The 26,568-nt window shown below is 56.4% G+C and carries 28 protein-coding genes; 14 read left to right on the forward strand and 14 right to left on the reverse strand.

What is annotated here, in order from left to right; translation table 11 throughout:
- Window positions 1-154: 154 nt before the first annotated feature.
- From COMA2_RS18080 to COMA2_RS18095, 4 genes are all read right to left on the reverse strand, one after another.
- The gene (locus COMA2_RS18080; protein ID WP_175304709.1) at window positions 155-829 is read right to left on the reverse strand and encodes a class I SAM-dependent methyltransferase; all 675 of its coding nucleotides are present in this window, start codon (window positions 827-829) and stop codon (window positions 155-157) included.
- A gap of 54 nt (window positions 830-883) precedes the next feature.
- On the reverse strand, window positions 884-1,840 hold the full coding sequence (locus COMA2_RS18085; RefSeq protein WP_090901786.1) for an NAD(P)/FAD-dependent oxidoreductase: 957 nt from the start codon (window positions 1,838-1,840) through the stop codon (window positions 884-886).
- 18 nt (window positions 1,841-1,858) lie between these two features.
- Complete coding sequence (locus tag COMA2_RS18090; protein WP_090901788.1) at window positions 1,859-2,077, reverse strand: hypothetical protein; 219 nt, start codon at window positions 2,075-2,077, stop codon at window positions 1,859-1,861.
- A 132-nt stretch (window positions 2,078-2,209) separates the two neighbouring features.
- Window positions 2,210-2,809 carry a DUF1579 domain-containing protein gene (locus COMA2_RS18095; RefSeq protein ID WP_090901789.1) on the reverse strand — a complete coding sequence of 200 codons (600 nt, stop codon included), beginning with the start codon at window positions 2,807-2,809 and terminating at the stop codon, window positions 2,210-2,212.
- 648 nt (window positions 2,810-3,457) lie between these two features.
- On the opposite strand from COMA2_RS18095, the gene COMA2_RS18105 reads away from it, so the two are divergent.
- Complete coding sequence (locus COMA2_RS18105; protein WP_090901793.1) at window positions 3,458-3,640, forward strand: YHS domain-containing protein; 183 nt, start codon at window positions 3,458-3,460, stop codon at window positions 3,638-3,640.
- Between the two features lie 20 nt (window positions 3,641-3,660).
- Here COMA2_RS18105 and COMA2_RS18110 read toward each other — a convergent pair whose 3' ends face one another.
- The gene (locus COMA2_RS18110; protein WP_175304710.1) at window positions 3,661-4,215 is read right to left on the reverse strand and encodes a DUF4142 domain-containing protein; all 555 of its coding nucleotides are present in this window, start codon (window positions 4,213-4,215) and stop codon (window positions 3,661-3,663) included.
- A gap of 134 nt (window positions 4,216-4,349) precedes the next feature.
- The gene (locus COMA2_RS18115) at window positions 4,350-4,775 is read right to left on the reverse strand and encodes an OsmC family protein (RefSeq protein ID WP_090901799.1); all 426 of its coding nucleotides are present in this window, start codon (window positions 4,773-4,775) and stop codon (window positions 4,350-4,352) included.
- Between the two features lie 657 nt (window positions 4,776-5,432).
- On the opposite strand from COMA2_RS18115, the gene COMA2_RS18120 reads away from it, so the two are divergent.
- Window positions 5,433-6,062, forward strand: a complete 630-nt coding sequence (locus COMA2_RS18120; RefSeq protein ID WP_090901801.1) for an HAD-IIIA family hydrolase — start codon at window positions 5,433-5,435, stop codon at window positions 6,060-6,062.
- A 411-nt stretch (window positions 6,063-6,473) separates the two neighbouring features.
- On the opposite strand, the gene COMA2_RS18125 is transcribed toward COMA2_RS18120, so the two are convergent.
- The 4 genes from COMA2_RS18125 to COMA2_RS18140 form a co-directional block, all read right to left on the reverse strand.
- Window positions 6,474-7,022, reverse strand: coding sequence for a hemerythrin domain-containing protein (locus tag COMA2_RS18125; RefSeq protein ID WP_090901804.1), 549 nt, complete (start codon window positions 7,020-7,022; stop codon window positions 6,474-6,476).
- Between the two features lie 140 nt (window positions 7,023-7,162).
- Window positions 7,163-7,402 carry a hypothetical protein gene (locus COMA2_RS18130; protein WP_139077484.1) on the reverse strand — a complete coding sequence of 80 codons (240 nt, stop codon included), beginning with the start codon at window positions 7,400-7,402 and terminating at the stop codon, window positions 7,163-7,165.
- Between the two features lie 636 nt (window positions 7,403-8,038).
- Complete coding sequence (locus COMA2_RS18135) at window positions 8,039-8,440, reverse strand: hypothetical protein (RefSeq protein ID WP_090901809.1); 402 nt, start codon at window positions 8,438-8,440, stop codon at window positions 8,039-8,041.
- Window positions 8,441-8,476: 36 nt separating this feature from the next.
- Entirely contained in the window at window positions 8,477-8,764 is a 288-nt protein-coding gene (locus COMA2_RS18140; protein ID WP_090901811.1) for a hypothetical protein, read from the reverse strand.
- A gap of 569 nt (window positions 8,765-9,333) precedes the next feature.
- Between COMA2_RS18140 and COMA2_RS18145 the strand changes: the two genes are divergently transcribed.
- The 4 genes from COMA2_RS18145 to COMA2_RS18160 all read left to right on the forward strand — a co-directional run bounded on the left by COMA2_RS18145 (window position 9,334) and on the right by COMA2_RS18160 (window position 15,501).
- Window positions 9,334-10,149 carry a class I SAM-dependent methyltransferase gene (locus COMA2_RS18145; RefSeq protein WP_245631110.1) on the forward strand — a complete coding sequence of 272 codons (816 nt, stop codon included), beginning with the start codon at window positions 9,334-9,336 and terminating at the stop codon, window positions 10,147-10,149.
- A 697-nt stretch (window positions 10,150-10,846) separates the two neighbouring features.
- Complete coding sequence (locus COMA2_RS18150) at window positions 10,847-12,301, forward strand: sigma-54-dependent transcriptional regulator (protein WP_090901817.1); 1,455 nt, start codon at window positions 10,847-10,849, stop codon at window positions 12,299-12,301.
- Between the two features lie 100 nt (window positions 12,302-12,401).
- Complete coding sequence (locus COMA2_RS18155) at window positions 12,402-12,830, forward strand: response regulator (protein ID WP_175304712.1); 429 nt, start codon at window positions 12,402-12,404, stop codon at window positions 12,828-12,830.
- Between the two features lie 331 nt (window positions 12,831-13,161).
- Complete coding sequence (locus tag COMA2_RS18160) at window positions 13,162-15,501, forward strand: NAD-dependent epimerase/dehydratase family protein (RefSeq protein ID WP_090902154.1); 2,340 nt, start codon at window positions 13,162-13,164, stop codon at window positions 15,499-15,501.
- Window positions 15,502-15,553: 52 nt separating this feature from the next.
- On the opposite strand, the gene COMA2_RS18165 is transcribed toward COMA2_RS18160, so the two are convergent.
- The 4 genes from COMA2_RS18165 to COMA2_RS18180 all read right to left on the reverse strand — a co-directional run bounded on the left by COMA2_RS18165 (window position 15,554) and on the right by COMA2_RS18180 (window position 19,606).
- On the reverse strand, window positions 15,554-17,275 hold the full coding sequence (locus tag COMA2_RS18165) for an HAD family hydrolase (RefSeq protein ID WP_090902156.1): 1,722 nt from the start codon (window positions 17,273-17,275) through the stop codon (window positions 15,554-15,556).
- Between the two features lie 229 nt (window positions 17,276-17,504).
- Window positions 17,505-18,074, reverse strand: a complete 570-nt coding sequence (locus COMA2_RS18170) for a Slp family lipoprotein (protein WP_090901820.1) — start codon at window positions 18,072-18,074, stop codon at window positions 17,505-17,507.
- Window positions 18,075-18,145: 71 nt separating this feature from the next.
- Window positions 18,146-18,925, reverse strand: a complete 780-nt coding sequence (locus COMA2_RS18175) for a hypothetical protein (protein ID WP_090901821.1) — start codon at window positions 18,923-18,925, stop codon at window positions 18,146-18,148.
- A 123-nt stretch (window positions 18,926-19,048) separates the two neighbouring features.
- Window positions 19,049-19,606, reverse strand: a complete 558-nt coding sequence (locus COMA2_RS18180) for a PRC-barrel domain-containing protein (RefSeq protein ID WP_090901823.1) — start codon at window positions 19,604-19,606, stop codon at window positions 19,049-19,051.
- A 375-nt stretch (window positions 19,607-19,981) separates the two neighbouring features.
- Between COMA2_RS18180 and COMA2_RS18185 the strand changes: the two genes are divergently transcribed.
- The 8 genes from COMA2_RS18185 (at window position 19,982) to COMA2_RS18220 (ending at window position 26,550) form a co-directional block, all read left to right on the forward strand.
- A complete protein-coding gene (locus COMA2_RS18185; protein WP_090901825.1) occupies window positions 19,982-20,359 on the forward strand; it encodes a sensory rhodopsin transducer in 378 nt (125 codons plus the stop codon).
- Window positions 20,360-20,430: 71 nt separating this feature from the next.
- Window positions 20,431-21,606 carry an AI-2E family transporter gene (locus COMA2_RS18190; RefSeq protein ID WP_090901827.1) on the forward strand — a complete coding sequence of 392 codons (1,176 nt, stop codon included), beginning with the start codon at window positions 20,431-20,433 and terminating at the stop codon, window positions 21,604-21,606.
- An 8-nt stretch (window positions 21,607-21,614) separates the two neighbouring features.
- The gene (locus tag COMA2_RS18195; protein WP_217490818.1) at window positions 21,615-22,667 is read left to right on the forward strand and encodes an SDR family oxidoreductase; all 1,053 of its coding nucleotides are present in this window, start codon (window positions 21,615-21,617) and stop codon (window positions 22,665-22,667) included.
- Window positions 22,664-23,122, forward strand: a complete 459-nt coding sequence (locus COMA2_RS18200) for a hypothetical protein (RefSeq protein WP_090901832.1) — start codon at window positions 22,664-22,666, stop codon at window positions 23,120-23,122. The genes COMA2_RS18195 and COMA2_RS18200 overlap by 4 nt, the downstream gene beginning before the upstream one ends.
- Window positions 23,123-23,194: 72 nt before the next feature.
- The gene (locus tag COMA2_RS18205) at window positions 23,195-24,544 is read left to right on the forward strand and encodes a cytochrome ubiquinol oxidase subunit I (RefSeq protein WP_217490819.1); all 1,350 of its coding nucleotides are present in this window, start codon (window positions 23,195-23,197) and stop codon (window positions 24,542-24,544) included.
- Window positions 24,531-25,568, forward strand: coding sequence for a cytochrome d ubiquinol oxidase subunit II (locus COMA2_RS18210; protein ID WP_090901833.1), 1,038 nt, complete (start codon window positions 24,531-24,533; stop codon window positions 25,566-25,568). Before COMA2_RS18205 ends, COMA2_RS18210 begins: the two co-directional genes overlap by 14 nt.
- A 159-nt stretch (window positions 25,569-25,727) precedes the next feature.
- Window positions 25,728-26,003, forward strand: coding sequence for a hypothetical protein (locus COMA2_RS18215; RefSeq protein ID WP_090901834.1), 276 nt, complete (start codon window positions 25,728-25,730; stop codon window positions 26,001-26,003).
- A gap of 88 nt (window positions 26,004-26,091) precedes the next feature.
- Window positions 26,092-26,550, forward strand: a complete 459-nt coding sequence (locus COMA2_RS18220) for a DUF3015 family protein (RefSeq protein ID WP_175304713.1) — start codon at window positions 26,092-26,094, stop codon at window positions 26,548-26,550.
- Window positions 26,551-26,568: the final 18 nt, after the last annotated feature.

Raw genomic sequence — 26,568 nt, forward strand, 5'->3', positions numbered from 1 at the left:
CTCCACCCGGAAAGGGTGCGCTTGGGCTGTTTGCCACATCCTCGCTAATAGGGAACCGGAAGCACCATAGGCGATTCGTACCCGGCAGGCCTACTAGGCAGACCCCTAGTGCGACGACTTCCGCTTTCATCGGTTGAAGACGCCGATCTACAGGCTAACGCGAGAGGAGTGGAGATTTTTGAGCCGCGAACAGCACCAATGCCGAGCACCCCACTTTCATGATCCAGCCGGGATGGCGAGCGATCAGCGCGTGATCGATGCGTGGCTCCTGAAGACAGTGGAGCGTCAAGCCGGCGGCTCGCGCGGCCGCTGTCATGGAATCAACCGCATGTATGGTTCCAGCCATGGCATAGTTCCGTCCTCCGGCCGTGAATCGGACGGTCGATCCGGTGAGGCGCTGCATTTCCGGGTGTACCGCCGAGACGATGAATCTGCCGCCGGGCCGCAGCGCCGCGGCGGTCTCTTGGAAGAAAGCCCGGAGATCGTGGACATGATCCAACACCAAACCGGCAATCACTCGGTCGAATGAATTCGGCGCCAAAGGCAATTGTTCGATCGAGGCCTGGACGAAGCAAACGGGTGACGGCATGGGTAGAGTCCTTCTCGCGCGAGCGAGCATGGCGCGCGACAAGTCGAGACCCACGACTTGCACGGTCGGGTCGGCGATTCGACGCGCGTATCGACCAGTCCCGCAACCCAGATCCAGGATCCGACATCCATCAAACGGTTCGAGCATGGACAGCACGAACGGTTCGTCGAGAGCCGTGGTCGGATCCGCGTCATCGTATTCGTCCGCCCACTGATCGTAAGCGGTTTGAACAGGCAACATGTCAGAATCGCCCGATCCCCTTATCATCATGCCGATCCATTGCTCCCTGCATGATTACCATGTCATGGGCCAAATTGCGCGCTTATCCCCGACACGCGGCAATGCATGCCGCTTCAAGCTATCGTCGAATAGATCTCGATTGATCGCTTGGCCCGCCGTGGCGCCTTGTCCGGCGGCGATGATCATCTGGCAGTTCGCCGGAGTCACGCATCCCGCCGCATAGAGCCCCGGCACGGTCGTCTGTAAATAGTGGTCGACGATGACTTGGCCGTCTTCGTCCAGCATCGCTCCGGCGCATTCCGCCAGACTATTGTGATAGATATCGCCTCGTGTCGTGAACGCCCCGTCGACAGTCACGCGACTACCCTGTTCAAAAATGAGGGCCGTCAGCTGTCCGTTATTGTGCAGTACGGAACGGATACGATCGTGCCGGATCGGCACTTCATATTCTTCCAGCCATCCCGCATGGTCCGTATCCCATCGAAAGTGTCGTCCGTTCGTGCAGATCATCACATTCGGTGTGAACAGCAGCATGGCGAGCGCATAATCCGCCGCTTCATTGTTCACCCCGATGATGACGATCTTTTTGCCTTGCACGCGAAAAGCGTCGCAATCCTTGCAGAAAAACAGACTCTGTCCCAGACACTCCTTCACGCCGGGAATCTCGGGTGGAAGATGCGTCAAGCCGGTGGCGAGGAGCACGCGCCGGGCGCGATAAGCAGAGCTTGCTCCCCTGAGACAGAATGAATCGCCATCCCGGCTCAATGAGCGGATGTCGTCTTCTATCACCGTGACGCCGAAACGAACGACCTGTTCCATCCCTCGCGCGAGAAGATCCTCGCCGTCGATCCCCTCCGGAAAACCCAGATAGTTCTGGACATCCGCCTCCCATTTGGCCATGGACCGCTTGGTGTGGACCAGCAGCGTCTCGCGCCGGCTACGACCGAGGTAAATGGCCGCGGACAGTCCCGCCAATCCCCCTCCAATGATGATGACCTCATGCGCCTGCATCTGCCTGTCCGTCGTCGATCAATCCGCCGTTTCCTGAACAATGCCGGTCTGTGAAAACAAAGTCAGTTCACCTATGGCTCGCTCAAAGCGCGGCCTCCATTCCGACTGTGAGGCGAAATGCAGTGGAGTGTCGACGGCCTGTTGATAGAGATTCGCGGTGGACAGTGCCCATTGCCTGGCGATATCCAAGCCGTCTCGCGCGCTCAAAAGTTCGAGACGCATGCGCTCGGTCATCATGGTAATCCGTTCAGGCCATCAACGAACCATCCTTTGAGACCTCATGAACGTCCAATGGAATCGCATGACGGCTACATAATCCATTCGGGCGAGCAGTAGTCGGATTTGAAAGAAGTCCCGTGGAAATTTGGGTTACTGTTTCCTGGTGTACGTGATCTCCATCATCAATATCTCGTTGCCGTTCCCGTGCGGCCCATACATCTCGAGAATTTGAGTGTTGGCGTCAGGGAACTTCCAGACGGCGCGCTGCTTCAGGGTGCCGTCGAATGGATCCGCAAGATTACCGTGCAAGGTGATGGTCTTTCCGTCAGCACCGGCCTTGCTTTCCATAGAGAAGATGCCGGTTCCCAATGAATCGATCCACGTCGTCATATATTTTTTAGTGAAATTGTCATAGCCCTGCACGCCGATGCCCGTAAAGGCATGCCCCCTCATCGTGCCCGTGCAATCCTGCTGCATATAACGGCCGCCGAGCAGCGCTTTATATTCGCACGTGCCCGTGGATTCCGTCGGCGGCTTGCCGGGTTCCATCCATTCTTTCGTCTGCGTCGTCCACGTGCCCGCGAGACTCGCCAGGTGTTTATGCGGCGCTCCAGGCGTGGCCAGTTTTTGATAGGTATCCATCATGACCTTTGGGTCCACGGGCTTCTTTATCGTTGGCTCCTTCGCCAATGCCGGAGGCAACGACGACAACAGACTGACCACCAACCACGTGAGTACTGCGCGATGCACGACTGGCTCCTCCTTGAGGGGAAGGTTCAGTTCGAGTGAAGGCCTCGAACAAGCGCCTTGTCTCTGTACCGTTTGCCCGCTCTTTTGCCGTTTGACGATCCGATGCTGCTATTCGAGGACCACAGGTCCTTTACTTTCTTAATGTTCAACATCCTAGGTGATGCTGATCAACTAGGCACTTCCCTGGAAGGAAAATGGAAGGAATATGATGGACCGACTTCATGAACTTCCTGTTTCGACAAACTACAAACGTGGACCACTCTTCGCCTAGGGAACCAACCAGGTGTGCATGAAGGGACCGTTTGCTACTAAGATCTCTATGTCGGCGATGACGTGGCGCAGCAGTATGAGGACTATCGAACGCCCGGATCCGGATCCTATGCCGCCTGATCCCAATCCTTTTCCTTCTCCGCAGCCGCCTCTCCCTGATCCATCGCCGTCCCCTCCCCTTCCACGCCCGCCTATTCCACAGTTGTTGGAATTCGGGCCACCAGAGAACCCTCCATGTCGGTGTGCCGGCATCGACCATAGGCGGTTGTAGTAGAAGCGTTCATGAATAATGCGGGCTAGAGAGAGACCTAGTGCCTTTGTGGATCGAGTTGCGATAATGACAAATCAGGTTTTGTTGCGATGAGGAGGAGCCACGTCATGCAAACATCCAAAAAAGTGAAAGACCCGGTGTGTTTGATGGAGCTCGACCCGGATGAGGCAGTCGAGTCCGAAGATTATCTGCAACATCGATATTATTTTTGTAACGCGAACTGTCACGAGACGTTTCAGCTGGACCCCGAGCCTTATGCAAAGCGGTTACAGAGCCAAGATGACGCATAGATGAGGTCTGCGCGAGTGGGTCATTTGTAGGGGGTTGTCTGCAACGAGTTCTTGAGCGAGAGTGCCTTTTCCCGATGGGTCTGTATTCTGGGCAAGATCGAGGCAATCCATTGCTTGGCATCTAAGTCTTCCAACGTCTTTGCATCCAGGCCAAACTCTTCGACGTTGTTCTCATGATGTTGAATGACATATGACAGGTACGTGCGATCAAACGCATGTCCGGACAGATGAGAGAGTTCATCCATTCTCTGCTTGTGTTCCGGATTTATCCCCGGAGGAAGCGTCACCCCCTTCTTGGAGGCCAGTTCTTCGAGCTGTCGACTGATGTTCATGTGTTCATCCGCCATTTGCGTGGCGAACTCTTTCACGCGATCATTCACCGCATGTTGAGTCACGAGTAGACCCAATGCGATTTCGACCAACTGCGCTTCCGCGGCTTTCTTGAGAAAGGGCTCGGCATTGGCCTTGATGCCAGGCCCTGCGGCCTGTACGCCGGCAACCCAGAGGGAAACGGCAAACGATACGGCAGCAAGCCCGATGGTCATGTGAAGCATTGATTTCTCCGACCGAGTCATGGGCATCGATTCCTCTTGTCACGTCTCATTACTCCGGCCTCTTCACATCACAGTGCATCCGTGTTTGCGCTCGCCCGACTGCATGCCTACTTCCATGGACGGTGCCCCCATCCCAACGGCGCATGTGATGAATATTACACTTCGAGTTTGGCGTCCATTGTAATAATGGTGTTGAGGAGTTGCGAGATCGGGCAGCCGCTCTTGGCAGCCGCGGTTGCTTGATCCCAGATCGCCTGGTCTCCATGTGAGATCTTCCCTCGCACATTCAAGTGAATGCTCGTTATCCTCCAATCAGCCTCGACCTGTTCGATGTTCACCGTTGCGGTCGTGTCCAACCGCTCAGCCGGAAACCCTGCCTGCTCGAGCTGCGCGGACAATGCCATTGTGAAACAACCGGCATGGGCCGCGGCGAGAAATTCTTCCGGATTTGTACCGTTGCCGCGCTGGAACCGGCTGCCGAAGGAATACTGATTGTCCGATAGGGCGCCGCTTTCCGTGGACAAAAGCCCCTTGCCGGTTTTGAGATTTCCCATCCATTGTGCCGAGGCGCTTCGTTGCATGCGTTCTCCTTGGTTAGGCAGTTGTCCTGAGTCCTCTCCCGATACAGACATGAGTGCTCGCAAAACTTATCTTGATGCCGATCTGATCAGCGGTGAAATGGGATTCAATAACGTGCGGCTGTTCCTTTGCCCTCAAGAGGGTAACGGGGGGAGCGAGTCGTAGCGACAACCAGCGAACCTCCATTATGTATCCTAGCAATGCCGAGCTGACGAACAGTACTGGAGGACCACCTAGGTATCCCCGTGGGAAGAGAGTTACGGAGGCATCAGGGATGCCACAAGATATCACCAGGAATTCCTCGTGATTGGGGACATCACCATTTTCCTTGAGTAGCGTTTCGTACTATTGCTGTAAAAATCCGTTCAATCTGAGCTTCTCGAAAAGGGAATGTCATCGTGTGGTTTGATTCCACATGACAACCTGTCCTGAAGGCGACAGGTTGCTCCATTCGTTCCCCTTTGCCTCTACCACATCACACTTCGTTTCTCTGAATCAGAACCGACCGATAATCGGCATTCAGTCGTCTAACGGTTGACATGCGCGATCGGACTTCAGCGGGTCTAACATTTGCAGCAATAGAATTAGAACAAGAGAATCGATCATCAAGCGGCAACATACCCCTTGCCGTCGCATGACCGATCTACGAAGGAACCTTCATGGCCCGAACCACCAAAGCCGTATTTCTCGATAAGGACGGCTTGCTGAACATGAACCATCCGTGCCGTCTGCGCGAGGGACTTGGCGAATGGCTACCAGACACCATCGAAGGGCTGCGGTTATTATACTTGGCCGGCTATGCCCTTATCGTGGTCACTCAAGAAGATGAGGCCGCGCCGGGAAGATTTACGCGGGACACGATCTTTGATGAAGAATTCACATTTCGAATCAATCTGGCCATGTTGGGCGTACCGCTGCTTAATTTTTATCACTGTCCGCACCATCCCCAAGGCAAAATGGCGGCATTTGCGCATGAATGCCGCTGCCGCAAACCACACCCCGGGCTCTTGATTCACGCCGCCGTCGAATTCAACGTCGACCTGCAACGGTCCTGGATGATCGGTGATGTCTTGGACGTTGTGGAAGCAGGACAGTTGGCTGAATGCCGAACGATCCTCTTGGCGAACGGTCAGGAAACCAACTGGAACATGACCGAGCGGCGCTGGCCAAACTTTATCGCTGCGAACATGCTCGAAGCCGTCTCCATGATTCTTCTCGCCGATGTGGACCATTGGTTGGACGGATCGCTGGGAGCGCGCGGAGCTGAGGGCGAGGAAGCAAACTTGTGAACTGCAAAACCCGAACAACACTCGCCTACCCCTCTCCCGACGCCTAAAAACCCGATTACACGGCCCTCTCGCCTCAAACAATCTGAAACAGCTCAGGTCAGTCCCGTCATCGTCTCACCGTATCCCTGCTACTCCGGTTATGACTCTTGAAGAAAAATAAAAAAGCTCCGCTTTCATTCGAAAGCGGAGCTTCCCGGAACTTATAATTTTTACATTGCGTCTTATAACGTTTCCGTTATGTGTTCACAACGTTTCCATTACAAGTTCCGTTAACTTGAGCATACTATACGCGCCGTGCAGACCAACTGGGAAAATCCCCATAAATCACGAAACCGCGAGCCCACCAACGAATCGACGACCTCTTCGGTTTACTCGCTGAGTGCCGAGCCCGCTGAACCTACGTCGGATGGATCAGACGGCAGCGGAAAGAAGTTCTTGCTTCCGTTGCTGCATCTGCCTGCCGAGCGTTTTCGTATCCATGGTCAGCTGAGCTTCAGCGAAGAGCTCATCCTCTTCCTCGAAAACATGGTTCGCCACCGTCTGCTGTAACTCCGTCATTCTCTGCCGGAATTCTTGGCTCAACGCGTCTTTCTGTCTGAGCTGAGCGATGAGGGCGCGTATCACCCGATGCTCATCGAATGCGGAGGTGATCATATTGTTGGTCATTTCTTCAGAGCTATCGCTGCCTTCCCCACGTCCCGCCTCCACCTCCCCTGTCTCATCGAGCTCAGGGGTGTGCATCGTCTTTTCTTCGCTGAACTGCGTGTCCTCATCGGCCGCTTCAAATTCTTCAATTTCAGCCGGATTTTGAAGAGCCGGATAGAAGAGTTCCTCTTCCAAGGTACTGTGTACTTCAAGTTCTTGAAACAGCTGCTCTGCGATATGAGGTTTCTTTCCATTCTCTCCGTTCAGGAACCGCTCGAAGAGCGACTCAACTCGACGGTGATCTTCTTTCAACATTACAAGCGCGTCAGCGGAAGGATTCGTTTTGGACGGAGGTCTAGGATTGGCTGTGACTGAATCGTGCTTTGGCATAGGTCCTCCCTTAAAAACTTGAGAGAAGGGAATTATGCGAGGCGGGAGACGCGTGTCTCCCCGCCTCACCAAGGTGTGTAGAACCGGACAGGACAACCTTTCCTAATAACCGCCTCCTCCGCTCGAGGCCCCCGTTCCACCGGATGAACCCATGCCGCCCGAACCGGATCCCGAACCGAATCCCGAGCCGGAGCCACTCCCCCCGCTCGATCCTTTTCTCTGAGTGTTTGTACCAGGATCTGCCATTCTTCCTGACCCTCCCATCGTCGGGTCACCGCCTGTTTTCGGTACGTCGGATCGGCCATCAATACCATGTCTTTGATCCGGCCTTATAGTCCCACTGGGGCTACCGGCATTTTCCGATCCGGTTCCTGATCCACTTCTCATGGCGCCCCCGGAAGGGGTTCCACTGGTCGATTGTTCAGCCCAGGATGGTCCCCCGGAGAATAACATCACTCCGCCTACGATCATCATGTACGCGCATGTCTGTCGCATCTTCATACAAATCCTCCTTGGATGAAAAAACGGTTTTGGGCAAGACACGATAGAGATCTAAAAAGAGCAAGATATGGACCTCTTGCGATCATTTCAGAGTCACAGAACTTTTAAACGAATACTGGGGTCATTCGCGCTGTGGGGGACCAGAATCGACCCTCACCGAGCAGACATGCTGTCTTGAGGTGGACAAACCATCTTTGTTACGATGCTGCTGTTGTCTGCGGTGCGGGCCTGGACGATCACCACAATCCTCCCCTGAAGACGCATCAAGAAAGAACAGAGGGCGACGGCAACCGCGTCATCGTTTTGTCCGTATCCGACGCGATGCTTCGACGTGTTGCCTGGAATGGGTCTGTGGTTCGGAGTAAGAGCGTCGCACGTCCACGGATGATCACCCAGACCCGTTGAGGGCGTGCCACACTAATCCGGCCAGTTGTTCCTTATCACTGAGCGCCCGGAGGTAGGACTTCCGCGGGCGGAGTTTCCATGACCTTCACCGCTTGACCCTGTTCATTCAACACAATACTCACGCGCTGCCCGACGGAAATATTCTGGAAAAGGTCAGGTCTGGTGAAATCAAAAAACATCGGCTTCCCGAGATCAGTCTTGAGCATGCCTTTCCTGGATTTAAAATCCAAGTTGCTCAGGACCCCCGTTACCGTGTGCTGATCCGGCGACTGCGACGCGCCCTGATCGTCGGCGGCCACTAAGCCATCGGCATGTGCGCGGTGCCCTATGAAATCTGCAACCATGATCATCACCGCGCACATTACCACCGGGGCCAGGATCCAACCCCGACCGGCTCTCTCGCGCTTGGGCAAAAACATGAAGAGAAAATCAATCATTGGATTCCTTCACCGCCAAATACCTGGCCGGAAAAATCAGGCGGCTTGGCCGCATTCCGTGGCGGATGGTCCAGGGACAGTCACGTGGTATTCACCGGATGGAGTTCGTTTGAGCAGCAACTCACCGCTACGGCTCATGCGATCCACTTCAAGAAACACCTGATTCCAAGTAAAACCGGGGTGGGCTTTCAAGAGCGATTCGAGACAACATTCTTGTCCGGCCATCACCGTATGCCTGATCACATCGGCCAATGCTCGATCCTCCATGATGGATACGATTGGTTCCGATGGCTGTAAAGCTGAATGATTGAGCGTGATACTCATCGGTTCCCTCCTTTACCATGGAGATGACTAACCCAACGCGATTATAGCTTCGGTACCCGACACAACCACTGGGAACGACCCTAGCAGGCTGTGGACGCGAGAGCGTTTCCTACGGATAAGCTGCGTGAATAAACACCATGACGGCAAGGGTGCCGCCTAGTCGAACGCCACGCGAGACCTCGATATGATGGGGACGATCCTACGAATGCACGAAGATAAGTCCGCAATCATAAACCGGCTAAACCGGCACGTCCCCAATGTCTTGTCTCGATACCTCCACGGCTCCATCTCCTGTCCGGCTCAGCGAACAGACGCACGTCTATACCCCCTGTCTTCTGTGTAGATCGACCAGTTTCAGCATGATCAGTTCACGCGAGAACATGGCCGACCAGCGCCGTTATCTGACGGCATTCCATCGACAACGACTGCGGAATCCACCTGACACACATCACGGCTCAGAAGCACTCATGGACAGAAGTCGATTTACCCAGGATTACGACACGCACATCGTTGCCTGCAGAAGATGCGGGCTGATTTGTCGCAATCCACATCCTCGAGCTAATTCCGTGATGCAAGCCTACGCCTCAGATCAATATGACCGGGATCATTTGCGACAGGAATTCAACACGCAGCTCAGGTGGGCCCGCACGAAGATTCCCGTGGTGCGGTCGTGGCTCGCGGAAAAACATCGTCCGCGGCTGGTGGAGGTCGGCAGTTTCGTCGGCGGTTTCCTGGCGGCTGCGCGGGAAGAGGGCTGGAGCATTACCGGTGTGGATCCCGGTGAAACGGTCACTGATTTTTGCTCCGAATACAAATTGCCGGTCTATCGAGGCACGATTGAAAACGCTCCACTGCGTCCCGGCGAATTGGATGGCATCATGGTCTGGAACACGTTCGACCAATTGCCGGATCCCTATGCCCTGTTGGCGTCGGCAGCCGATAGCCTGAAAAGCAGAGGTTTGCTCGTGATTCGCATTCCCCATGGGACTTGTTATCGTATGTCTATTTCCCTGGCAACGCGGCATCGATGGATGCAACGTGTGCTGTACCCTCTGCTCGCGTGGAACAATCTCCTGAGCTTTCCCTATCTACACGGTTATGACGTGAATAGTCTCGATCGTTTAGTCGCTCACCACGGTTTCCGGCGGGAAGCGGTATATCCGGACACCTTGATGACTTCCTCCACGCCGACCACTCGATGGTGGGCTCGACTTGAAGAACAGCTGCTGAAAGCTCTCTGCAGGTCGGCTTGGCAAATCGAAGGCGTGGTCGACGGACATCGATATCGAACGGCGTGCTGGTTGGACGTCTACTACCGACGAACGGCAAAGAGAGAAACACAATTTACTAGGGGTTGCACCAGTAGGTTTAGTCGCCGGGTTTGAGCAGACTATACGTTATCAGGAATGCTATGCGATATATTTCTCGACCTGTGCCGGAGGGGTTGGTCTCGCGCTTGATGAGAGCGGGCGTGTTGCGATTGTGCTCTCGCGAAGATCGCGCGAAACCAACCCCTCCGGCTTCGTCCTTCAGTATCCGACTCCTTCGTGTACTGAATCGGATATCACCGCCCTGGGGCTGAGGTGCCTACGGCAGTGTGTTTCCTCCTGTCGCGCCTTAGCCGCGAGGCGGATCGGGGGCCGGACGTTTGTTCGATGGGATGAATGTTCGTGACGGACCCGCAGTTGACACAGCGCAAGCCATGACATTGCCAGGCAAAATAATCCGTCGCTCCATAAAAGTAATCATGAATCGTAAACCCTCCACAGCGTGTGCACGTCATGTTGGCTTCTCCCTTCTGTCTGTTAGAGCTGAGTTCCATCCGTCACATGAATTGTGCGGCTCGCCTTTGAGGTGGTACCCAAGCAGGAATACTGCCACCGAGCGCCAAACCTCTAAGTCGGTGACATTGCACGCAAACTTCTTGAAACACATGCAATCACTCCGGGCGCGGCGCGGGACAATGTGTTCCGATCAAGGAGAATCAGTCGGAAATTCAAGTGCGATGTATTGCCGTGGATCGAGCACCTCGTCGGCAAGTTCGAGGCAGTACGTATTCTTCTACGCATAGGAGTTATGGATATGGCACAACATCCCCGCATCCTTGTCGTGGACGATGATCGCGACACCTTATCCTTTCTTCGAGAGGTCCTCTCGCAGGAAGGCTACGAGGTGGAAACCACCAAGAGCGCGAAGGCGGCCTTAGGCATGGTGGCTCAATGCCGACCCGATCTCATCATGTCCGACATTCATATGCCTGAGCTCGACGGATTGAGCCTGCTCTCGGAACTTCGTTCCCGCCGTCACGACATGCCGGTGATCTTGATGACAGCGTATGGTTCCTTGAAGACCGCAGTGGACGGCATCCAGGCCGGAGCGTTTGATTACCTGAGCAAACCGTTCATGTTGGATGATGTGCGCTTGGTGGTCCATCGAGCCCTCGAACATATGCAGGTCCCTCCCCACAACCAGCAGCTCAAGAACCAACTGAACGATCGATTCGATGGTCTCATCGGCAGCAGTCCGGCAATGGTCCAGGTCTATAAATCCATCGCTCGGGTCTCGCGAACAGACAGTACCGTGCTCTTGCAGGGGGAGAGCGGCACAGGCAAGGAACTCCTCGCTCGAGCCATTCATGCCAACAGCAACAGGAAGACGGGACCATTCGTTGCCGTGGACGGCGGGGCGTTGACTGAAACCCTGCTCGAATCGGAATTGTTCGGCCATGAGCGGGGGGCCTTTACCGGGGCGGTGGGCGTGAAAAAAGGACTCCTCGAAAAAGCCCATCTGGGAACCTGTTTCTTGGACGAGGTGGCCGACTTATCCGCAACATTGCAAGGGAAGTTACTGCGTGTGATCCAGGAGCGGGAGATCCGCCGGGTCGGCAGCACGACACCCATGGATGTGGACGTGAGGATCATCGCCGCGTCCAAGAAGGATCTCAGCGCCCTCGTGAAAGCGGGCACATTTCGAGAAGATCTGTACTATCGGTTGAATGTGGTGACCATTGCCATTCCCCCGCTGCGTGAGCGGATGGAGGATGTGCCGCTTCTGGCGGAGCACTTCGTTCAAATCTACGGCGCCGCAAAAGCCCCGCAGGTGACCGGAATTTCGACCGACGCCATGACGGTGCTTACTCAATACTGGTGGCCCGGCAACATCCGAGAATTGGAACACGCGATCGAGCGGGCGGTGGCGTTGAGCCCACATCCCATTCTCTGTCCGGAAGATCTTCCCCTGGCGGTGCGTACTGCGACGGTGCGGGAGGCGGACCACGCAAGAGGATGGATGACGGTGGAAGAACTGGTGCGCGAACATATTGTTCGTGTGCTGAAGCACCACAATGGTGACTTGGGTCGTTCTTCATCCATACTCGGCATCCATCGGAAAACCTTGCTCAGAAAACTGCGTCAATATGGTCTCGTCGGCGGCCCTCGGACAGGCTATCCAAGCCCGGACACTTTGTCCGTCCCAGCCGGAGACGAACGATCGCCTTTGGAAGAACAATCCTTCGAAGAGTCGGCCTATACGTCCTAATCCTACTAATCCTAATTGATGCGCTCACTGACACATGTCAGATGTTGGACGAGAACGGTTATTGCACATGCGCGTACAACACATCGGAAGGAGGTGCGCGATGCAAGGTTACGGAAAGCGAATCCTGATCATCGATGACGCGGAGGACCTCCGTTATCTCACGAGCATGGCGCTTTCAACCGCCGGCTATAATACCTACTCAGCCTCGGACGGAGCCGAAGGTCTCGATGCCATGACAAAGCGACGGTACGATGTGGTTTTGGTCGATCACCACATGCCGCGAGTCAACGGCCTCCAATTTATCGAGACGAGTCGAGCCAAGTGGCCGGACACGCCGATTATCTTCATGTCCGGGGACCACCGGTTCTACGGTCACGGCGATCTGCTCGAAGGAACTTTTGCGTGCGTTGAGAAACCCTTCGAGTTGCCCCATCTCATTGAGTTGATTGGTTGTGCCTGCCGGAGGAGGGCGCGACAAGAACCGGCCCAGATGCCGGCCTTTTCATATCTCGGCTCTGTGCCTCTCTAAGGCGCACGACGGTCATCCAAGAACGATTCTCGGCGGTGCTCATGCTCATTTGACATCGATTTGCCGCCGCAAACTTCGGGACCCTGTCGGATAGAAACCATGCCCTGATCGGCGGGCGCGGTCACGTTTTCCGCGAGAACTCACACGTCTAGGGTTTGCTCCAGTATTCCCTGCTGAGAACAGAGCGCACAGTCATATCCAGTACCTGCTTGATCCGGACCTGTCCGCGACTCTGCGGACAAACCATTTCGGCCCTCGGACTTTTCGACGATCCTGCGAAAGCGGGTCGGACTGGTTCGGGGGAATAGTCGAGGACGAAGGCATGGGAAGCATGAACAAGACAGCGACGATTGAACAGGGGTTGGGCACATTAATTATTACCGGCAGCAGCGGTCGCATCGGCAGCTCGTTTATTGATCGCGTCGGCGAACGCTTTATCGAGATGGGGTTCGATCGAGAAGGGCCGCCCCATCCGCCGCCGGACACCGAACACGTCATCGACTGTGATCTGAGCTCGGATCACAGCGTGCAGAGTGCGTTGGACAAAGTGCGCGGGCTCGGACATACACGAATTACCTCGGTGATCCATCTTGCCGCCTACTATAGTTTTTCCGGCGAGCCGAGTCCCTTGTATGAGCAAGTCACCGTGCGCGGCACCGAACGGCTGTTGCGCGGGTTGCGCGATTTCGAGGTGGAGCAATTCATCTTTTCCAGCACCATGCTGGTGCACGCGCCGTGCGAACCGGGAGAACGCATCAACGAAGAGTGGCCCCTCAAGCCGAAATGGGAGTATCCCAAGTCGAAGGTCGCCACCGAGCAACTGATTCTGCGCGAGAGAGGGGATGTGCCGGTGGTCCTCCTGCGTATCGCCGGTGTCTATGATGATCACTGCCACTCGATTCCCATCTCACACCAAATCAAGCGCATCTATGAACAGCGACTCATCGGCCGTCTGTATTCGGGCGACCTCACGCATGGGGCCTCCTTCGTGCATATGGACGACATGGTTGAGGCCTTGGTGCTCGCCGTCGAGCATCGCAAGGACCTTCCGCCGGTCACGACCCTGCTCATCGGCGAGCCGGACACGCTCAGCTATGACGAACTCCAACGAGCCATCAGCCGCGGGCTTCACGGTCATGAATGGACCACCTATCGCATTCCCAAGCCGATCGCGAAACTTGGCGCCTGGCTCCGGACCTTGCTGCCGGGCGCCGATCCCTTCATCAAGCCGTGGATGATCGACATCTCCGACGACCATTATGCCCTCGATATTTCCCGCGCCCGCGCGCTGCTCGGTTGGAATCCGCGACATTCGCTGCGCGAAACATTGCCGACAATGCTCGCCGCGCTTCAATCCGACCCCGTCGATTGGTATCGGGAAAACGATTTGAAATCGAAGACCGTTTCCGACGGCCCGTCCTGGCCGCATGTGGCGAACATGCTGCTCGGATTGTGGCTCATCGGCACGGTGCCGGCGCTCGGCACGATCGACCCGGCGCTGACCTGGAGCGATCTCGCGAGCGGCGCGGCGATTATGCTGTTCAGCGCGCTCGCTGCTCGCCATGCCTGGGCGGCTTGGACCGTATGCGGACTGGGCCTCTGGGTGATGAGCGCGCCGTTGGTGTTCTGGGCGTCGAATGCCGCCGTCTACAACAACGATCTGCTCGTCGGCGCGCTCGTGATTGCGTTCGCTGTCATTGTCCCGCAGTTCGGTCGCGACGATCCCGGCTCGGGCGCTCCGCCGGGCTGGAGTTACAACCCTTCCGGCTGGGTGCAACGATCGGCGATCGTCTTCCTGGCGATGATCGGATTTTTTCTCGCTCGTTATCTGGCGGCGTTTCAACTCGGTCACATCGTCTATCCGTGGGACCCCTTTTTCGGCGAGGGCACGAGACGCGTCCTCACCTCGGACGTTTCGAAAGCCTTTCCGGTGTCCGATGCCGGATTGGGAGCGCTCTCATATCTGCTCGACGCTCTGGCCGGGCTGATCGGAGGCGTGCGACGCTGGCGCACCATGCCGTGGATGGTGGTGCTGTTCGGGGTCTTCATCATCCCTCCCGGTGTGACCAGCATCGTCCTGGTGATTCTCCAACCGGTCGGCATCGGCGACTGGTGCACGTTGTGTCTGGTGGCCTCGGTGGTGATGTTGCTGATGGTGTCTCCCGCTTTGGATGAGGTGATAGCCACCGGCCAGTTTCTCCTTCGCGCGCGACGTACGGGCGCCAGTGTCTGGCACGTCTTTTGGCACGGGGAACACGGCGCGGTGGATGAGCCAAAGATACGAACACGCTCGCTGCTCTCAGAAATGCTGCACAGCATTGAAGCGTTCTCCGCCCCATGGAACCTGTGGCTGAGCACAATGGTCGGAGTCTGGTTGATGGCTGCGCCGACAGCGTTCCACTTGGCCGGAGCCGTTGCCGATAGTACTCACATCGTGGGGGCGCTGGTCGTGACATTCTCGGTGGTGGCGTTCGCCGAACCCGCGCGTCCGGTGCGCCTGTTGAACATGCTGTGCGGCGCATGGCTGCTCCTCGCTGCCTGGATCCTTGACGGCGGCGCGCCGAGTTGGACGTGGATCGGCATCGTCAGCGGGCTCGCGCTCATTGCGCTCAACGTTCGATGTGGTCCGATCGAGGATCAGTATGCCGGCTGGCAAGGATTGATTCGTTGAGGGTTTAGACGACGAGCCGGATCGATGAAAACGTGACAAGGCGTACGAACTCCTATGGGCCCGTGGAGGACACGGTGTACCGCTCTTCGATCGCGGAACGCACCAATTGTCGGCTTCGCTCGGCACTGAGGGAGGACTGCTGCTCGATCAGCCGAACCGCGGCAGCCAAGTGGGGATCTTTAATGCCTTCTTCCATCCACTTGCTGTAATCCCCCTGTCGTAGGTGATGCAACCAGGTGGCCTCATCGACCCCCTCCGCCGTTTGCATAAACAAAATCAGGTTCTGCGCCCGCAGATTCAACACATTCTCCGGACCGCGGAAAAAGAAACTCCGGTCCGACGGCAATTCCCCTTCGGCATATTTCCGCCGATGACGTCGACGATCCGCTTCACAGGGGGCGATGCGCACCCGATAGGGTGGCGTGCGGGCCCGCCGATCCCAAAAGATCGCTTCACCATGATTCAGCGTCGTCGGTTCCATCTGAGGTACCGGCACATCCAGCGTCCCGCACAATCGCGCGATCGTGCCGCCCGGATCATCTCCCAACGCCGCCATCGCCTCCACCCGTTGAAGGACCGGTTTTGCAATCTGGTCCGGATGCACGGTGACGTAAACGATGCCGGTCCAATCTTGAGCCAAGACACCCTGTACCGGTTGCCAATCGCGCGGCATCAAATGATGGGTTTCGTCGATGAGAATCCAATGGGGTCGACCGAATTTTGCCCGCCGCTCTTGAAGGGCCGGCAACAGCGCCAGAAAAAAGTCCGGACGATCTTGTAACGATAAGCCTACGAGATTGACGATCAAATTCGTGTTCGGGCTGTCCAAAGCAGTGAGGATTTCCGCCATTCCCGGACCCCGTTGCGAAGTCCCAAACATGACCGCTCCCGCAAAGCCCTCGTAATCCCCCTCGGGATCGATCACGCAGAACTGATACCCCTGTTCGATGACACGTTCGAGCAGTCCGGTAGCCAGGGTGGATTTTCCACTCCCGGAGGAACCGGCCAGCAAGAGGTTGAGTCCCGTGGCAGGAATTGACACTTCCTCGCCGTTCTCTTGCATGCCGATGAGGATATTACGGCGGTTCGTGTTGAACGGAGGCACAGCGAGGTCATGTTCAACCAGTTCATCGATGATTTCGGCGACGCCGACTCCTGCCGCTCCGGTGGTGACCCGATCGGCAATGTCCTTGAGGGTCGGCACGGCGTTCGCCACCGCCACCGCGTACTCACAGTGATTGAGCAAGGCATGGTCGTTTTCCGCGTCTCCGATCGCCACGACGTTGCGCGGAGATAAGCCCATCTCTTGCAATGCGGCCACGAGGCCGGTGGCTTTGTTGACCCCGGACGGGACGACCATGACGGCATCCCGATTGAAAATAACTTGTAATTCGAGACCCAGATCTCGAATGACCTCGAGCACTGTCAGCTCATGCGGTCGAATCGTGCCGACGATCGACTCCCCGACCGAAAGCTCAGCAACTTGTCGGCGGCGAAGCTCATCGACGAATCCCGGAGGAATCGGAGTGGCCAACCTGATCTGTTCTCGTGTGGCGGGGCGATAAAGCGCGGCCCCATTGTCCGCGACGACTCGCTCGCACAGTCCGATTTCCGGAAAGATATCCAGGATGTCCGGCAATCGGCGGCCCGTTACCAGAATGATTTTCCGTCCGGATTGATTGAGACGTTCAAGAGCGGCGATTGTCTCTTGTTCCACCCGGCCATCCACGGCCAGCGTGTTATCGTAATCCGTCGCTACGGCAACGTACCTCATGGGAATCGCCTGAAACACCGGGCATGTTTCACCGGCGGCAACTGCATGATATCCGCAATCCGGTCCTGATCCGCCGACTCTACATGACTCCTCGTGTAGGCTTGGAGAGATAGGAATTGCGACGAGCGCGAACCGTCACAGGCGTACGAAACATGTGTTTCGTACGACCTACTCGGCTCGGTAAGTCCTTCAGCGCTTGAATCCGGCCGTATACACCGAGGTCCGTACATTAGGATTGACTTCCTGACACACGAGCGCCCCCGACATAAGGCCGGTATCCGTAATAGCCGTACCCATAATAATTATGAAAACCGGCAAATGGGTAGTGCGATCTGGTGCGTTCGTCCCAGATGGTCATGTCACGGATGGCCAGCACCGGGTAGTCATACCCCGCCTTGTGAGTCGTTTCCATCCGGACGCCGAGAATCTCGCCGATGACCGTAATCCTGGCTCCTTCCTTGAAAATAGCCGGGTCGATGAGTTCACCACGACTGTCCACCGCGAAGAACCTCCCTCGTGACGACGCTCGTCCCTCCAGCGGAAAATGGTCTTTGCCCAACGGTATCTCGAGCACTTCGACCGTGGTCTCTCCCCTATCGCGCGCGGCATGAAGCACTTCTCCACCCCAGACGACTATTTGTCCCCGATAGCCTTCCGGTGAACTTTTGACTTGCTCATACGACAATTGAGCATTGACGTGTTTCGCCAAATGATCCGGGATGACCTGATACCGGCTACAGCCGCTCAGGATCGCCGAAAGAAGTGCGCACCCGATCAAAAATGCGCCATTGCTTTTCATGGAACATCTCCCTTCTATCTATTTTCATTCAGCAATAGAATGAGCATGCCCATTATGCGCCAGCAGAGGGGTTACCGTTTGCTGCTCGGGTGGCCGCCTTCATAGCCTGGAGCCGGACCGGGCGGGGGGCCTGACGACCCAAAACCACCCACAGAGTTAAACGGAAGGCCTGGGGCACCTGGACCTCCGGTTTGTGATTGGTCGCCTTCATGACCTGGGGCCGGACCCGGGGGCAATGCGCGAGTCCCGCTCGGTCCTTGGCCGCCCACCGCGGATTCACCCATCGGACCTGCGGCCGCCGGCCGATCCGTGCCTCCTGCCGTCGAATCTCCGCTCTTTGCCTTAGGCTGGCTACGGACCTTGTTGATTTCCTCCATGTAATGGGAAACATCCGGCGACATATCCTTGGAATGGATGGAACTGTTCGAGGGGCGCAGATCGTTCTTCGTGGCATTCAACGTCAGATTGCTCCCTTCGTGTTTAAATTGGCTCCATTGAAGCGGCAACTGATATTTTGTGTCCTCGAGCTCAAGCACCGCGTACTCGATCTTTCCCGTCTTGGTGTCTTTCAATAACTTTTCAATCGTCCCTAACGTCTCGCCCTTCTTGTTTTTGACGATCTGATCGAGATGCTTCCCCTTTTCGTCGACCAACTCCCCTCGACGGACGGGAACGACGTCATAGTGTCCGACCACGCCTTGTCGGCCCCCGGTCATATCGGTCGCTTGTTTTTCCACGGATGATTTCGGTTGATTCATCTTTTGTCCGGGATCAACATCGCCCGGGCTCCCCTCGGCGGAGACCCAATTCGGCATCGCTAACATCCCCATCACAATCATCATGTAGGACATTCGCTGACTTCTCTTCATAACAAACCTCCAGTCACATTAGATGGATGGACTTTCGTACCTCACTTGACGGACGAACGACCCTGATCCACATGTTCTGGTCGCGTCACGATGTTCGTCTGATGTTCATCTGTGGAACTCCTCTTTCACCGCATATTGCATGGGGAACGATCTCGCGACCGAGACATTCAGATTGGACCCCATGTCCCTCTTCAGGGCGTGGGCAGATTGAGCGCCGGAGGATCGACCGGCACGAGGGGCGGCGACCGACGATCGATCATAGAAGCGATAGACGACGAATCCTGGAGAGTTTTTGAGATGTTCTTCCATCATATCCAGCACGTAATGTTCATTTTTATGGCTTGGCATCAACGCTTCCCATGGCACGGCAAAGTATTCTTCGCCTAAACCAAAAAATCCCCCGACGGACAACACGGCATATTTGCTATACCCGTCGCGTCTCCAATTCATCACCAGATCTTTGATCTTGCCGAGATTCTTCCCGTCGATACTTTTCACTGAATTGCCGATCACCTCCCTGGAATTCGACATCTCTGGTTGATCCTCGGCGTGGACCGGAGTTCCCCCCCAGGCCGACACCAAAAGGATCATGATGGCGATCCCGTGACCCATTCCTGGAATTGGGATCGGTCGGATAGAGGCTGATGTTCTGTTATCGTTCATTTACTCTCCCGCCTGATTTTGACTCCAACCCTAAACAAGTCGGCACAAACACCCTGCAAACATAGGCGCTGGCTCTGCAAAACACAGGCCGCTTGGTTGACGTTCCATTTTCTTGCTTTTCACATAACGCCGCGCTCTTCTTAATCCTATTCGCTGAACGCTTCACTGACAGCCGTCAGGGCAGAACGGACGAGTACGGAAGCACAATCTAATGAGCCGTTTCCTCGGACAAGATGTCTATCCAGAGACAAGTCTTCCTAGTAGGCATGGTTCAGAGATGCAGGAAAGACGTAGAGAGTGAGCCCTATGGAGAAAAGACACGATGCCTATACTAGGCACTTCGCTTGCACGGCTTTCTGTGAGGTGATTGCGACTATGGAAAGTATCGGACGCAAACGATGGGCCATTGCCGAGGGCTATATCCCCGCCGGCAGCCATGGACCCTCGCCACAGATGACCAGCCACGAAACAGTGTGCCTATTGAACACCTCAGATGGAGATGCCCATATCCGCATGACGGTCTTTTACACCGACCGTGAACCGGTGGGGCCCTATCAGCTCGTGGTGCCGGGACGACGGACGAGGCATATCCGCTTCAACGATCTCACTGATCCGGAACCGATTCCCCTCGACACTGATTTTGCCAGTCTCATCGAATCAGATACACCGATCATCGTGCAGCACACTCGCTTGGATTCGCGCCAGGCGGAAAATGCCTTGCTCAGCACCATCGCGTTCGCGGGAGACGTGTGATGCCGGAATCCATCAATCCCAAGTACTGTGCGGTCACGTGATGGTCCTACGGTCGGGGACCCGGTGATTGCATGAGTCCACTTCGTCCGACGTCCGAGACTACGCCGGCTTCCTCTGCTCCACCACAGGACGCTCGGTCGAGCAAGCCCGGAATCGACCGGCATTTATGGGAAATCCGCCCCGTCCGCGACCTGATGATTTTCGTCGCCATGGCCGGGCTGCTCTGGTTTCTCTACGAATTACGCAGTGTCTTCTTGCCGGTGTTTATCGCCCTCTTATTCGCCTATCTGGTCGATCCGTTTGTCGGGCATGCGTTCACACGTTGGTCGATTCCGCGCCCTGTCACCGTCGGGGTTCTGATGTTCGTGTTGGCTCTCGCCGGCATCGGGATAGGACTGTGGCTCGTGCCGCTCTTGATCGAGCAAGCCCAGACGCTCATACAGAAGATTCCGGTCTATGCGCATAATATTTCAGACCGGTATGAGTCCCTGTTCAGCAGCTGGTCGTTCAACTTCGGTGATTTCATCGGCCGCGTGCAGAATGATCCGTTGGCGACGCTCCAGCCCCTCCTCTCGGGGACCGGTCACGCATTCGGCTTGCTGGGACAGCTGCTGGGGGTCACGTTCAATGTCGCTCTGTATGCGATCTTGATCCCGATCTACTTTTTCTTCTTCTCGTGGCATTTTGACGGCATGAGTCGAACCGTCGTTCGCCTGATTCCTATCACGCATCGACCGCATCTGCTGCATGTCTTGCATCGCATGGATACGGCCGTGCGTGGCTTCTTTTCCGAACGACTCCTCATCGCGATGATCACCGGGGTCGTCTATGCAATAGGGTGGGCATTGACCGATGTCCCCTATTGGTTCCTGCTGGGAGTGGCCACCGGCATCGCCTCCCTCGTGCCCTACCTGTCAGCCGTCGGATGGCCGTTGGCCGTGGCGCTGAAGTATGCCGATGCCGTGACCGCCGGCCAGCCGGCCGAAACCGGATGGATGGCCATCCTCCTATGGCCAAGCGCGGCCTACCTGATCGGACAGTTCATCGAAAACTGGATCTTGACTCCCTGGTTGCAAAGTCACTCCACGGACATGAGCGCGGTCACGATCCTCGTCGTCGTCTTTCTGGGCGGCGCCATCGCCGGCCTGTTCGGACTGATCTTTGCCATCCCAGTGGCAGCCTGCATAAAAATTGCCATAGAGGAGTTCGTGCAACCGCGATGGCAGCAGTGGGTGCGAGAGACATGAAGAGAGACATGAACGGGCTCAGAGGAAAGACCAAGATGGAGAATCGTACTCAGCACGAGGAGAAACGCCGGACGCGGAAGGTTGTCGTCGTCACCGGCGCGTCGGCCGGGGTCGGTCGCGCCATTGCCGTGGAGTTTGGGAGGCACGGGCATGCGGTCGGATTATTGGCACGTGGCCGTGATGGACTGGAAGGCGCTCGACAGGATGTCGAGCAAATGGGTGGGACCGCCTGTCTGGTCCAGGCGGACGTCGCCGATCCGGATCAAGTTGAACGCGCCGCGGCGCAGATCGAAACCGATCTTGGACCGATCGATATCTGGATCAACAATGCCATGGTCTCGGTGCTATCCCCCGTGAAGGATATGACAACCGATGAATTCAAACGCGTGACCGACGTCACCTACCTTGGCTATGTCCATGGGACCCTCGTGGCGCTGCGTCGCATGCTTCCGCGCGACCGAGGCGTCATCATTCAAATCGGATCGGCTTTGGCCTATCGAGCCATCCCGCTTCAATCGGCTTATTGCGCCGCGAAACATGCCGTTCAAGGCTTTACTGAATCGCTGCGATCGGAACTGATTCATGATGAAAGCCGCGTACAAGTGGCGACGGTTCACCTCCCCGCGGTCAACACGCCACAGTTTTCGTGGGTGAAGACCCGCATGCCACGCCATTCCCAACCTGTGCCGCCGATATTTCAGCCGGAAGTCATCGCCCGGTCCGTGTACTGGGTCGCGCACCACCCGCGACGCGAGTTCACGATCGGACTCTCCGCGGTGAAAGCGATCATCGGCGATAAGTTCATCCCCGGACTCTTGGACCGTTATTTGGCCGGCATGGGATACGACGCTCAGCAAACACACGAATCGATCGATCCCCATCGTCCGAACAATCTGTATGCCCCCGTGCCGGGCGATTACGGCGCGAGAGGACGGTTCGACGACCGATCCGCCGATTATAGCCCGCAGGCTTGGGCCAATCGCTATCGCGGTTGGCTGGCGCTTGGAGGGTTGAGTATTGCAGCCTTATTCGCTCATCTGAGAGCCAGGAGGTCATCATGAAACGCGCGACCGCTTCGCGGTTGATTCTCGTGATTCCATTCGTCTCGGCGATCTCGATGCCGGCCGGGCAAGACGGCTACGGACATGCGCGGCTTGCCGCATCGCACGCACAGGCGCAAGAACGACCGTCTTATCAACACAAACAGGAACGCATCGTCCGCGCGACCGAGCAAGAAAAGGAAGCGTTCGACAGGTTCGTCGCGCACGAATCGCGTTTCAAGGACCATTACCAGGCGAACTTTTTGGCATCGCATTATGAATACCACCAATATCGTCCGGCCTACCAACATGGATTCGAGCTCGGCCTTGACCCGCGTTATGAGAGAGCGGACTGGAACAGCGTAGAGCCGGACGCACGGCGAACCTGGGTTGAAAGCACGATGGGATTGTGGAGTCAGTATCGAGATGCCGTGCGCTACGGATGGGAACAGGGTGTCGCATTGAAACGGAAATGACGACACACTCGAAGCGAAGCGGTCAGCGCCCATCCGACGACCCACCTTCACGAGTCAGGACACGACAGGGTTATGATGTCGGATCTTATGGCTGCCCGCTCTCAAATGGCGATGTCCTTGGGCTTTCACATCGTCTTTGCCGTGTTGGGCATTGCGATGCCGGTGTTGACGGCGACTGCCGAGTGGAAATGGCTCAAGACGCGGGACGACACCTATCTCGCCCTTGCCAAGCGCTGGTCGAAGGGCACCGCCATTTTATTCGCCGTCGGCGCCGTGTCCGGAACCGTCCTCTCGTTTGAACTCGGCTTGCTCTGGCCTTCGTTCATGGAGCGGGCCGGTCCTGTCATCGGCCCCCTCTTCGGCCTCGAAGGGTTTGCGTTCTTCACGGAAGCGATCTTTCTCGGGATCTATCTGTATGGCTGGTCGCGCATCTCACCACGAGCGCACTTTCTTGCCGGTCTTGTCGTCGCGGCGAGCGGGATGGCCTCCGCGATTTTTGTCGTCACGGTCAACGCCTGGATGAATGCCCCGACCGGTTTCGATATCATTGACGGGCGAATCGCCGATGTCCGTCCGTTGGTCCCGTTGTTGCACCCGCTTGCCTTCCATGAAACGGTTCATATGTTGCTTGCGGCCTTCGCGGCGACCGGCTTTCTCGTGGCCGGCATCCATGCATTCTTTCTCTTGCGACGCCCGTCCGATCGGTTTCACCGACAGGCGTTGGCCATCGCTCTCGTCGTCGGCGGTATTCCTGCCGTCCTTCAACCGTTCAGCGGAGATCTGATCGCTCGGGCGGTCGCCGCTCATCAGCCGGCCAAGCTGGCCGCGATGGAAGCGCTCTTCGTTACGGAAGCCGGAGCGGATTTCGTGCTGTTCGGACTTCCGGACGCTTCTACGCACACAGTCAATTATGCGCTGACGATCCCTCGCGGGTTGAGCCTCCTGTTGCATGGCGATCCTCAGGCTGTCGTTCTCGGACTTGACAAGATCCCCCCTGAAGAGTGGCCTCCCGTCGCCGTCACCCATGTGGCCTTTCAACTGATGGTGGGCTGTGGGCTAGTCATGGCGGGAGTGGCAATCTGGGCGAATGTACGCCGGCGACAAGGAAGTCTTGAAAAGGATCGAGGGCTTTTACGCACGTTGATCGTTGTCGCCCCGTCGGGATTCATCGCCATCCAAGCCGGTTGGGTCGTGACCGAAGTCGGCCGCCAACCATGGATCATACAGGGACTCATGCGCACCTCGAAGGCTGTGACTCCCATGCCGGGCCTTTGGATTCCCATGCTGACTTTCACTCTCTTGTATCTGCTCCTGGCGGCAGTCGTCGTCTGGGCTATCCGGCGTCACATTGCCGCCGCCGACGTCGCCTCTTCCTCTGCGGAACATACAGTAAGGAAGGAGTCGAGCGATGCTCTCGTATGAGCTCATAGTTGCCGCCGCGCTGGTAGGCGCCCTGACTTTGTATCTGTTGTTCGGTGGAGCAGACTTTGGGGCAGGGATCTGGTCTCTCTTTGCCATGGGTCGTCAAGGGCGGTCTCAACGCGCGCTCATCGATCAGGCCATCGGTCCGATCTGGGAAGCCAACCATGTCTGGCTCATCATCGCCGTCGTGATTCTATTCACGGCTTTCCCGCCGGCCTTCAGCGTAATCTCCGTCAGACTCCATATCCCGCTGAGTTTGATGCTCATCGGAATCGTGTTGCGGGGGACCGCCTTCGCCGTTCAAACTCACGACATCACATCGCGTCCGGACGGATTCACGGGTGCGCCGCTGATCTGGCATCGAATATTCGCCTGGTCCAGCTTGCTGACCCCTGCCATGTTGGGCCTGATCCTTGGAGCGATCGCATCGGGACGCGCATCCGGGCCGACCGACACGATCCGAGAAACCTTCGTCGATCCTTGGCTGGCGCCGTTTCCTATTGCAGTGGGTCTCCTCACGACGGCCTTGGTCGCCTACCTCGCCGCGGTGTATCTGGTCCTCGAGAGTCGAGAGCCCACCTTGCGCCGTCTGTTTCGACACCGGGCCATGGCGAGCGGGGTGCTTGTCGCCATACTAGCGACCATCGTCCTGTTCCTCGCCCAGGAAGGAGCGCCGGAAATCTATCAAGATTTGGCAAGAACGGCGTTGGGTCGCGCCTCCACCGTGGCGACCGCGCTGGTACATGTGGGAGCCCTCTGGGCGTTGATCACCGAACGCGATATTCTGGCTCGATTCCTGGCGGGAGTCGGAGCCGTCGCTATCGTATGGAACTGGGCTCTGGCGCAATACCCCTATCTCGTTGAGCCTTCCGTTACGATCTATGATGCGGCCCCTCACGGAACATTGGACATTTTGCTGGCGAGCCTGCTGGTAGGATCCGTCGTCCTCCTTCCCTTTCTGTTTTACTTATACAACCTGTTCAAGGGAGATGTCCTCTCGCGTCCGGCCCAATTCAAGCGCTAACAGGATTGACGCATTCCGCCGGACGACGTGCATGGCACGACACGATGTTTATATTTATGAAGTTCACTCGGGACAATCCTAGTCCCTCGTGCCTCTTCATCCCGGTATGATCAGTTACTGATTCATCCAGCTTGATCGTTTATTGAAAAGGAGGATGCGATGAAATTGGTGATGAGATGTCTGGCGGCGACGGTCTGCGTCATGGGCATGGCGACGACGGGTAATGCCGGTGAAACCAAGGCCGAGATGGAGAATGCGAAAGGACAGGTGAAGGGCGAGATCGAAGAAGCCAAGGGTGAAGCGAAGGAGTTAAAGGAAGAAGCCAAGGGCAATGACATGAAGGCGGCAGGAGAGCGGGCGAAGGGCGATATCAAAGGAGCGATGGAGAAGGGAAAAGGGAAAGCAAAAGAATTGAAAGAGAGAATGAAGGACTAGGCGAGCCGATACATTTTGTCGCCATTCCGAACCGGTCAGCGAGAACAAGAAACATCGGCAGGCCCACAACGTTGTTATGAGGTTGATCATGAGACCCCTCTATTGTCGACATATTGTGTTAATCCTTGGGCTAAGCGGGTGTTTAGGCTGCGATGCCACTCGGGAGTTAGTGAAAGCGCCTTTTGATGCCACCACGGCGGTTTCCAATGGAACAACGCAAGCCACCGGGGAACTTACTCAACCCTCGAAAGAGTTTACCTCCAGTACGACCCCCGGTTCTTTGTTTAAAAACGAACAGCAATTGCGGGCATTTATTGCGCACAATTTCAACAATCTTCAACGCGATGTTGCGCAAGGTCGCGGCGAGTATCTCACGTCGATGGCCACTCTCGCCGATATTCCGCTCGATCATCACGGGCGGTTATTTGTGGAGCTGCAGCATCGGTACCCGGTTCTCTATTCTTACGAGAGTTCTCCGTCGGAATCCTTACAGCATCTCATGGATACCATGAGGACTCAGCGGTCCCATGTTGTCGCTTTACAATAAATCATGATTTCCGCGCTT

This window comes from Candidatus Nitrospira nitrificans (assembly GCF_001458775.1).
Lineage (GTDB): Bacteria > Nitrospirota > Nitrospiria > Nitrospirales > Nitrospiraceae > Nitrospira_D > Nitrospira_D nitrificans.

Excerpts from the sequence above, each read along its gene's own strand:
- COMA2_RS18080 (WP_175304709.1), bottom strand. The coding sequence starts at position 829 with ATGTTGCCTGTTCAAACCGCTTACGATCAGTGGGCGGACGAATACGAT.
- COMA2_RS18085 (WP_090901786.1), bottom strand. The coding sequence starts at position 1,840 with ATGCAGGCGCATGAGGTCATCATCATTGGAGGGGGATTGGCGGGACTG.
- COMA2_RS18090 (WP_090901788.1), bottom strand. The coding sequence starts at position 2,077 with ATGATGACCGAGCGCATGCGTCTCGAACTTTTGAGCGCGCGAGACGGC.
- COMA2_RS18105 (WP_090901793.1), top strand. The coding sequence starts at position 3,458 with ATGCAAACATCCAAAAAAGTGAAAGACCCGGTGTGTTTGATGGAGCTC.
- COMA2_RS18110 (WP_175304710.1), bottom strand. The coding sequence starts at position 4,215 with ATGACTCGGTCGGAGAAATCAATGCTTCACATGACCATCGGGCTTGCT.
- COMA2_RS18115 (WP_090901799.1), bottom strand. The coding sequence starts at position 4,775 with ATGCAACGAAGCGCCTCGGCACAATGGATGGGAAATCTCAAAACCGGC.
- COMA2_RS18120 (WP_090901801.1), top strand. The coding sequence starts at position 5,433 with ATGGCCCGAACCACCAAAGCCGTATTTCTCGATAAGGACGGCTTGCTG.
- COMA2_RS18125 (WP_090901804.1), bottom strand. The coding sequence starts at position 7,022 with ATGTTGAAAGAAGATCACCGTCGAGTTGAGTCGCTCTTCGAGCGGTTC.
- COMA2_RS18130 (WP_139077484.1), bottom strand. The coding sequence starts at position 7,402 with ATGGCCGATCCGACGTACCGAAAACAGGCGGTGACCCGACGATGGGAG.
- COMA2_RS18135 (WP_090901809.1), bottom strand. The coding sequence starts at position 8,440 with ATGATTGATTTTCTCTTCATGTTTTTGCCCAAGCGCGAGAGAGCCGGT.
- COMA2_RS18140 (WP_090901811.1), bottom strand. The coding sequence starts at position 8,764 with ATGAGTATCACGCTCAATCATTCAGCTTTACAGCCATCGGAACCAATC.
- COMA2_RS18145 (WP_245631110.1), top strand. The coding sequence starts at position 9,334 with ATGCAAGCCTACGCCTCAGATCAATATGACCGGGATCATTTGCGACAG.
- COMA2_RS18150 (WP_090901817.1), top strand. The coding sequence starts at position 10,847 with ATGGCACAACATCCCCGCATCCTTGTCGTGGACGATGATCGCGACACC.
- COMA2_RS18155 (WP_175304712.1), top strand. The coding sequence starts at position 12,402 with ATGCAAGGTTACGGAAAGCGAATCCTGATCATCGATGACGCGGAGGAC.
- COMA2_RS18160 (WP_090902154.1), top strand. The coding sequence starts at position 13,162 with ATGAACAAGACAGCGACGATTGAACAGGGGTTGGGCACATTAATTATT.
- COMA2_RS18165 (WP_090902156.1), bottom strand. The coding sequence starts at position 17,275 with ATGAGGTACGTTGCCGTAGCGACGGATTACGATAACACGCTGGCCGTG.
- COMA2_RS18170 (WP_090901820.1), bottom strand. The coding sequence starts at position 18,074 with ATGAAAAGCAATGGCGCATTTTTGATCGGGTGCGCACTTCTTTCGGCG.
- COMA2_RS18175 (WP_090901821.1), bottom strand. The coding sequence starts at position 18,925 with ATGTCCTACATGATGATTGTGATGGGGATGTTAGCGATGCCGAATTGG.
- COMA2_RS18180 (WP_090901823.1), bottom strand. The coding sequence starts at position 19,606 with ATGAACGATAACAGAACATCAGCCTCTATCCGACCGATCCCAATTCCA.
- COMA2_RS18185 (WP_090901825.1), top strand. The coding sequence starts at position 19,982 with ATGGAAAGTATCGGACGCAAACGATGGGCCATTGCCGAGGGCTATATC.
- COMA2_RS18190 (WP_090901827.1), top strand. The coding sequence starts at position 20,431 with ATGAGTCCACTTCGTCCGACGTCCGAGACTACGCCGGCTTCCTCTGCT.
- COMA2_RS18195 (WP_217490818.1), top strand. The coding sequence starts at position 21,615 with ATGAACGGGCTCAGAGGAAAGACCAAGATGGAGAATCGTACTCAGCAC.
- COMA2_RS18200 (WP_090901832.1), top strand. The coding sequence starts at position 22,664 with ATGAAACGCGCGACCGCTTCGCGGTTGATTCTCGTGATTCCATTCGTC.
- COMA2_RS18205 (WP_217490819.1), top strand. The coding sequence starts at position 23,195 with ATGATGTCGGATCTTATGGCTGCCCGCTCTCAAATGGCGATGTCCTTG.
- COMA2_RS18210 (WP_090901833.1), top strand. The coding sequence starts at position 24,531 with ATGCTCTCGTATGAGCTCATAGTTGCCGCCGCGCTGGTAGGCGCCCTG.
- COMA2_RS18215 (WP_090901834.1), top strand. The coding sequence starts at position 25,728 with ATGAAATTGGTGATGAGATGTCTGGCGGCGACGGTCTGCGTCATGGGC.
- COMA2_RS18220 (WP_175304713.1), top strand. The coding sequence starts at position 26,092 with ATGAGACCCCTCTATTGTCGACATATTGTGTTAATCCTTGGGCTAAGC.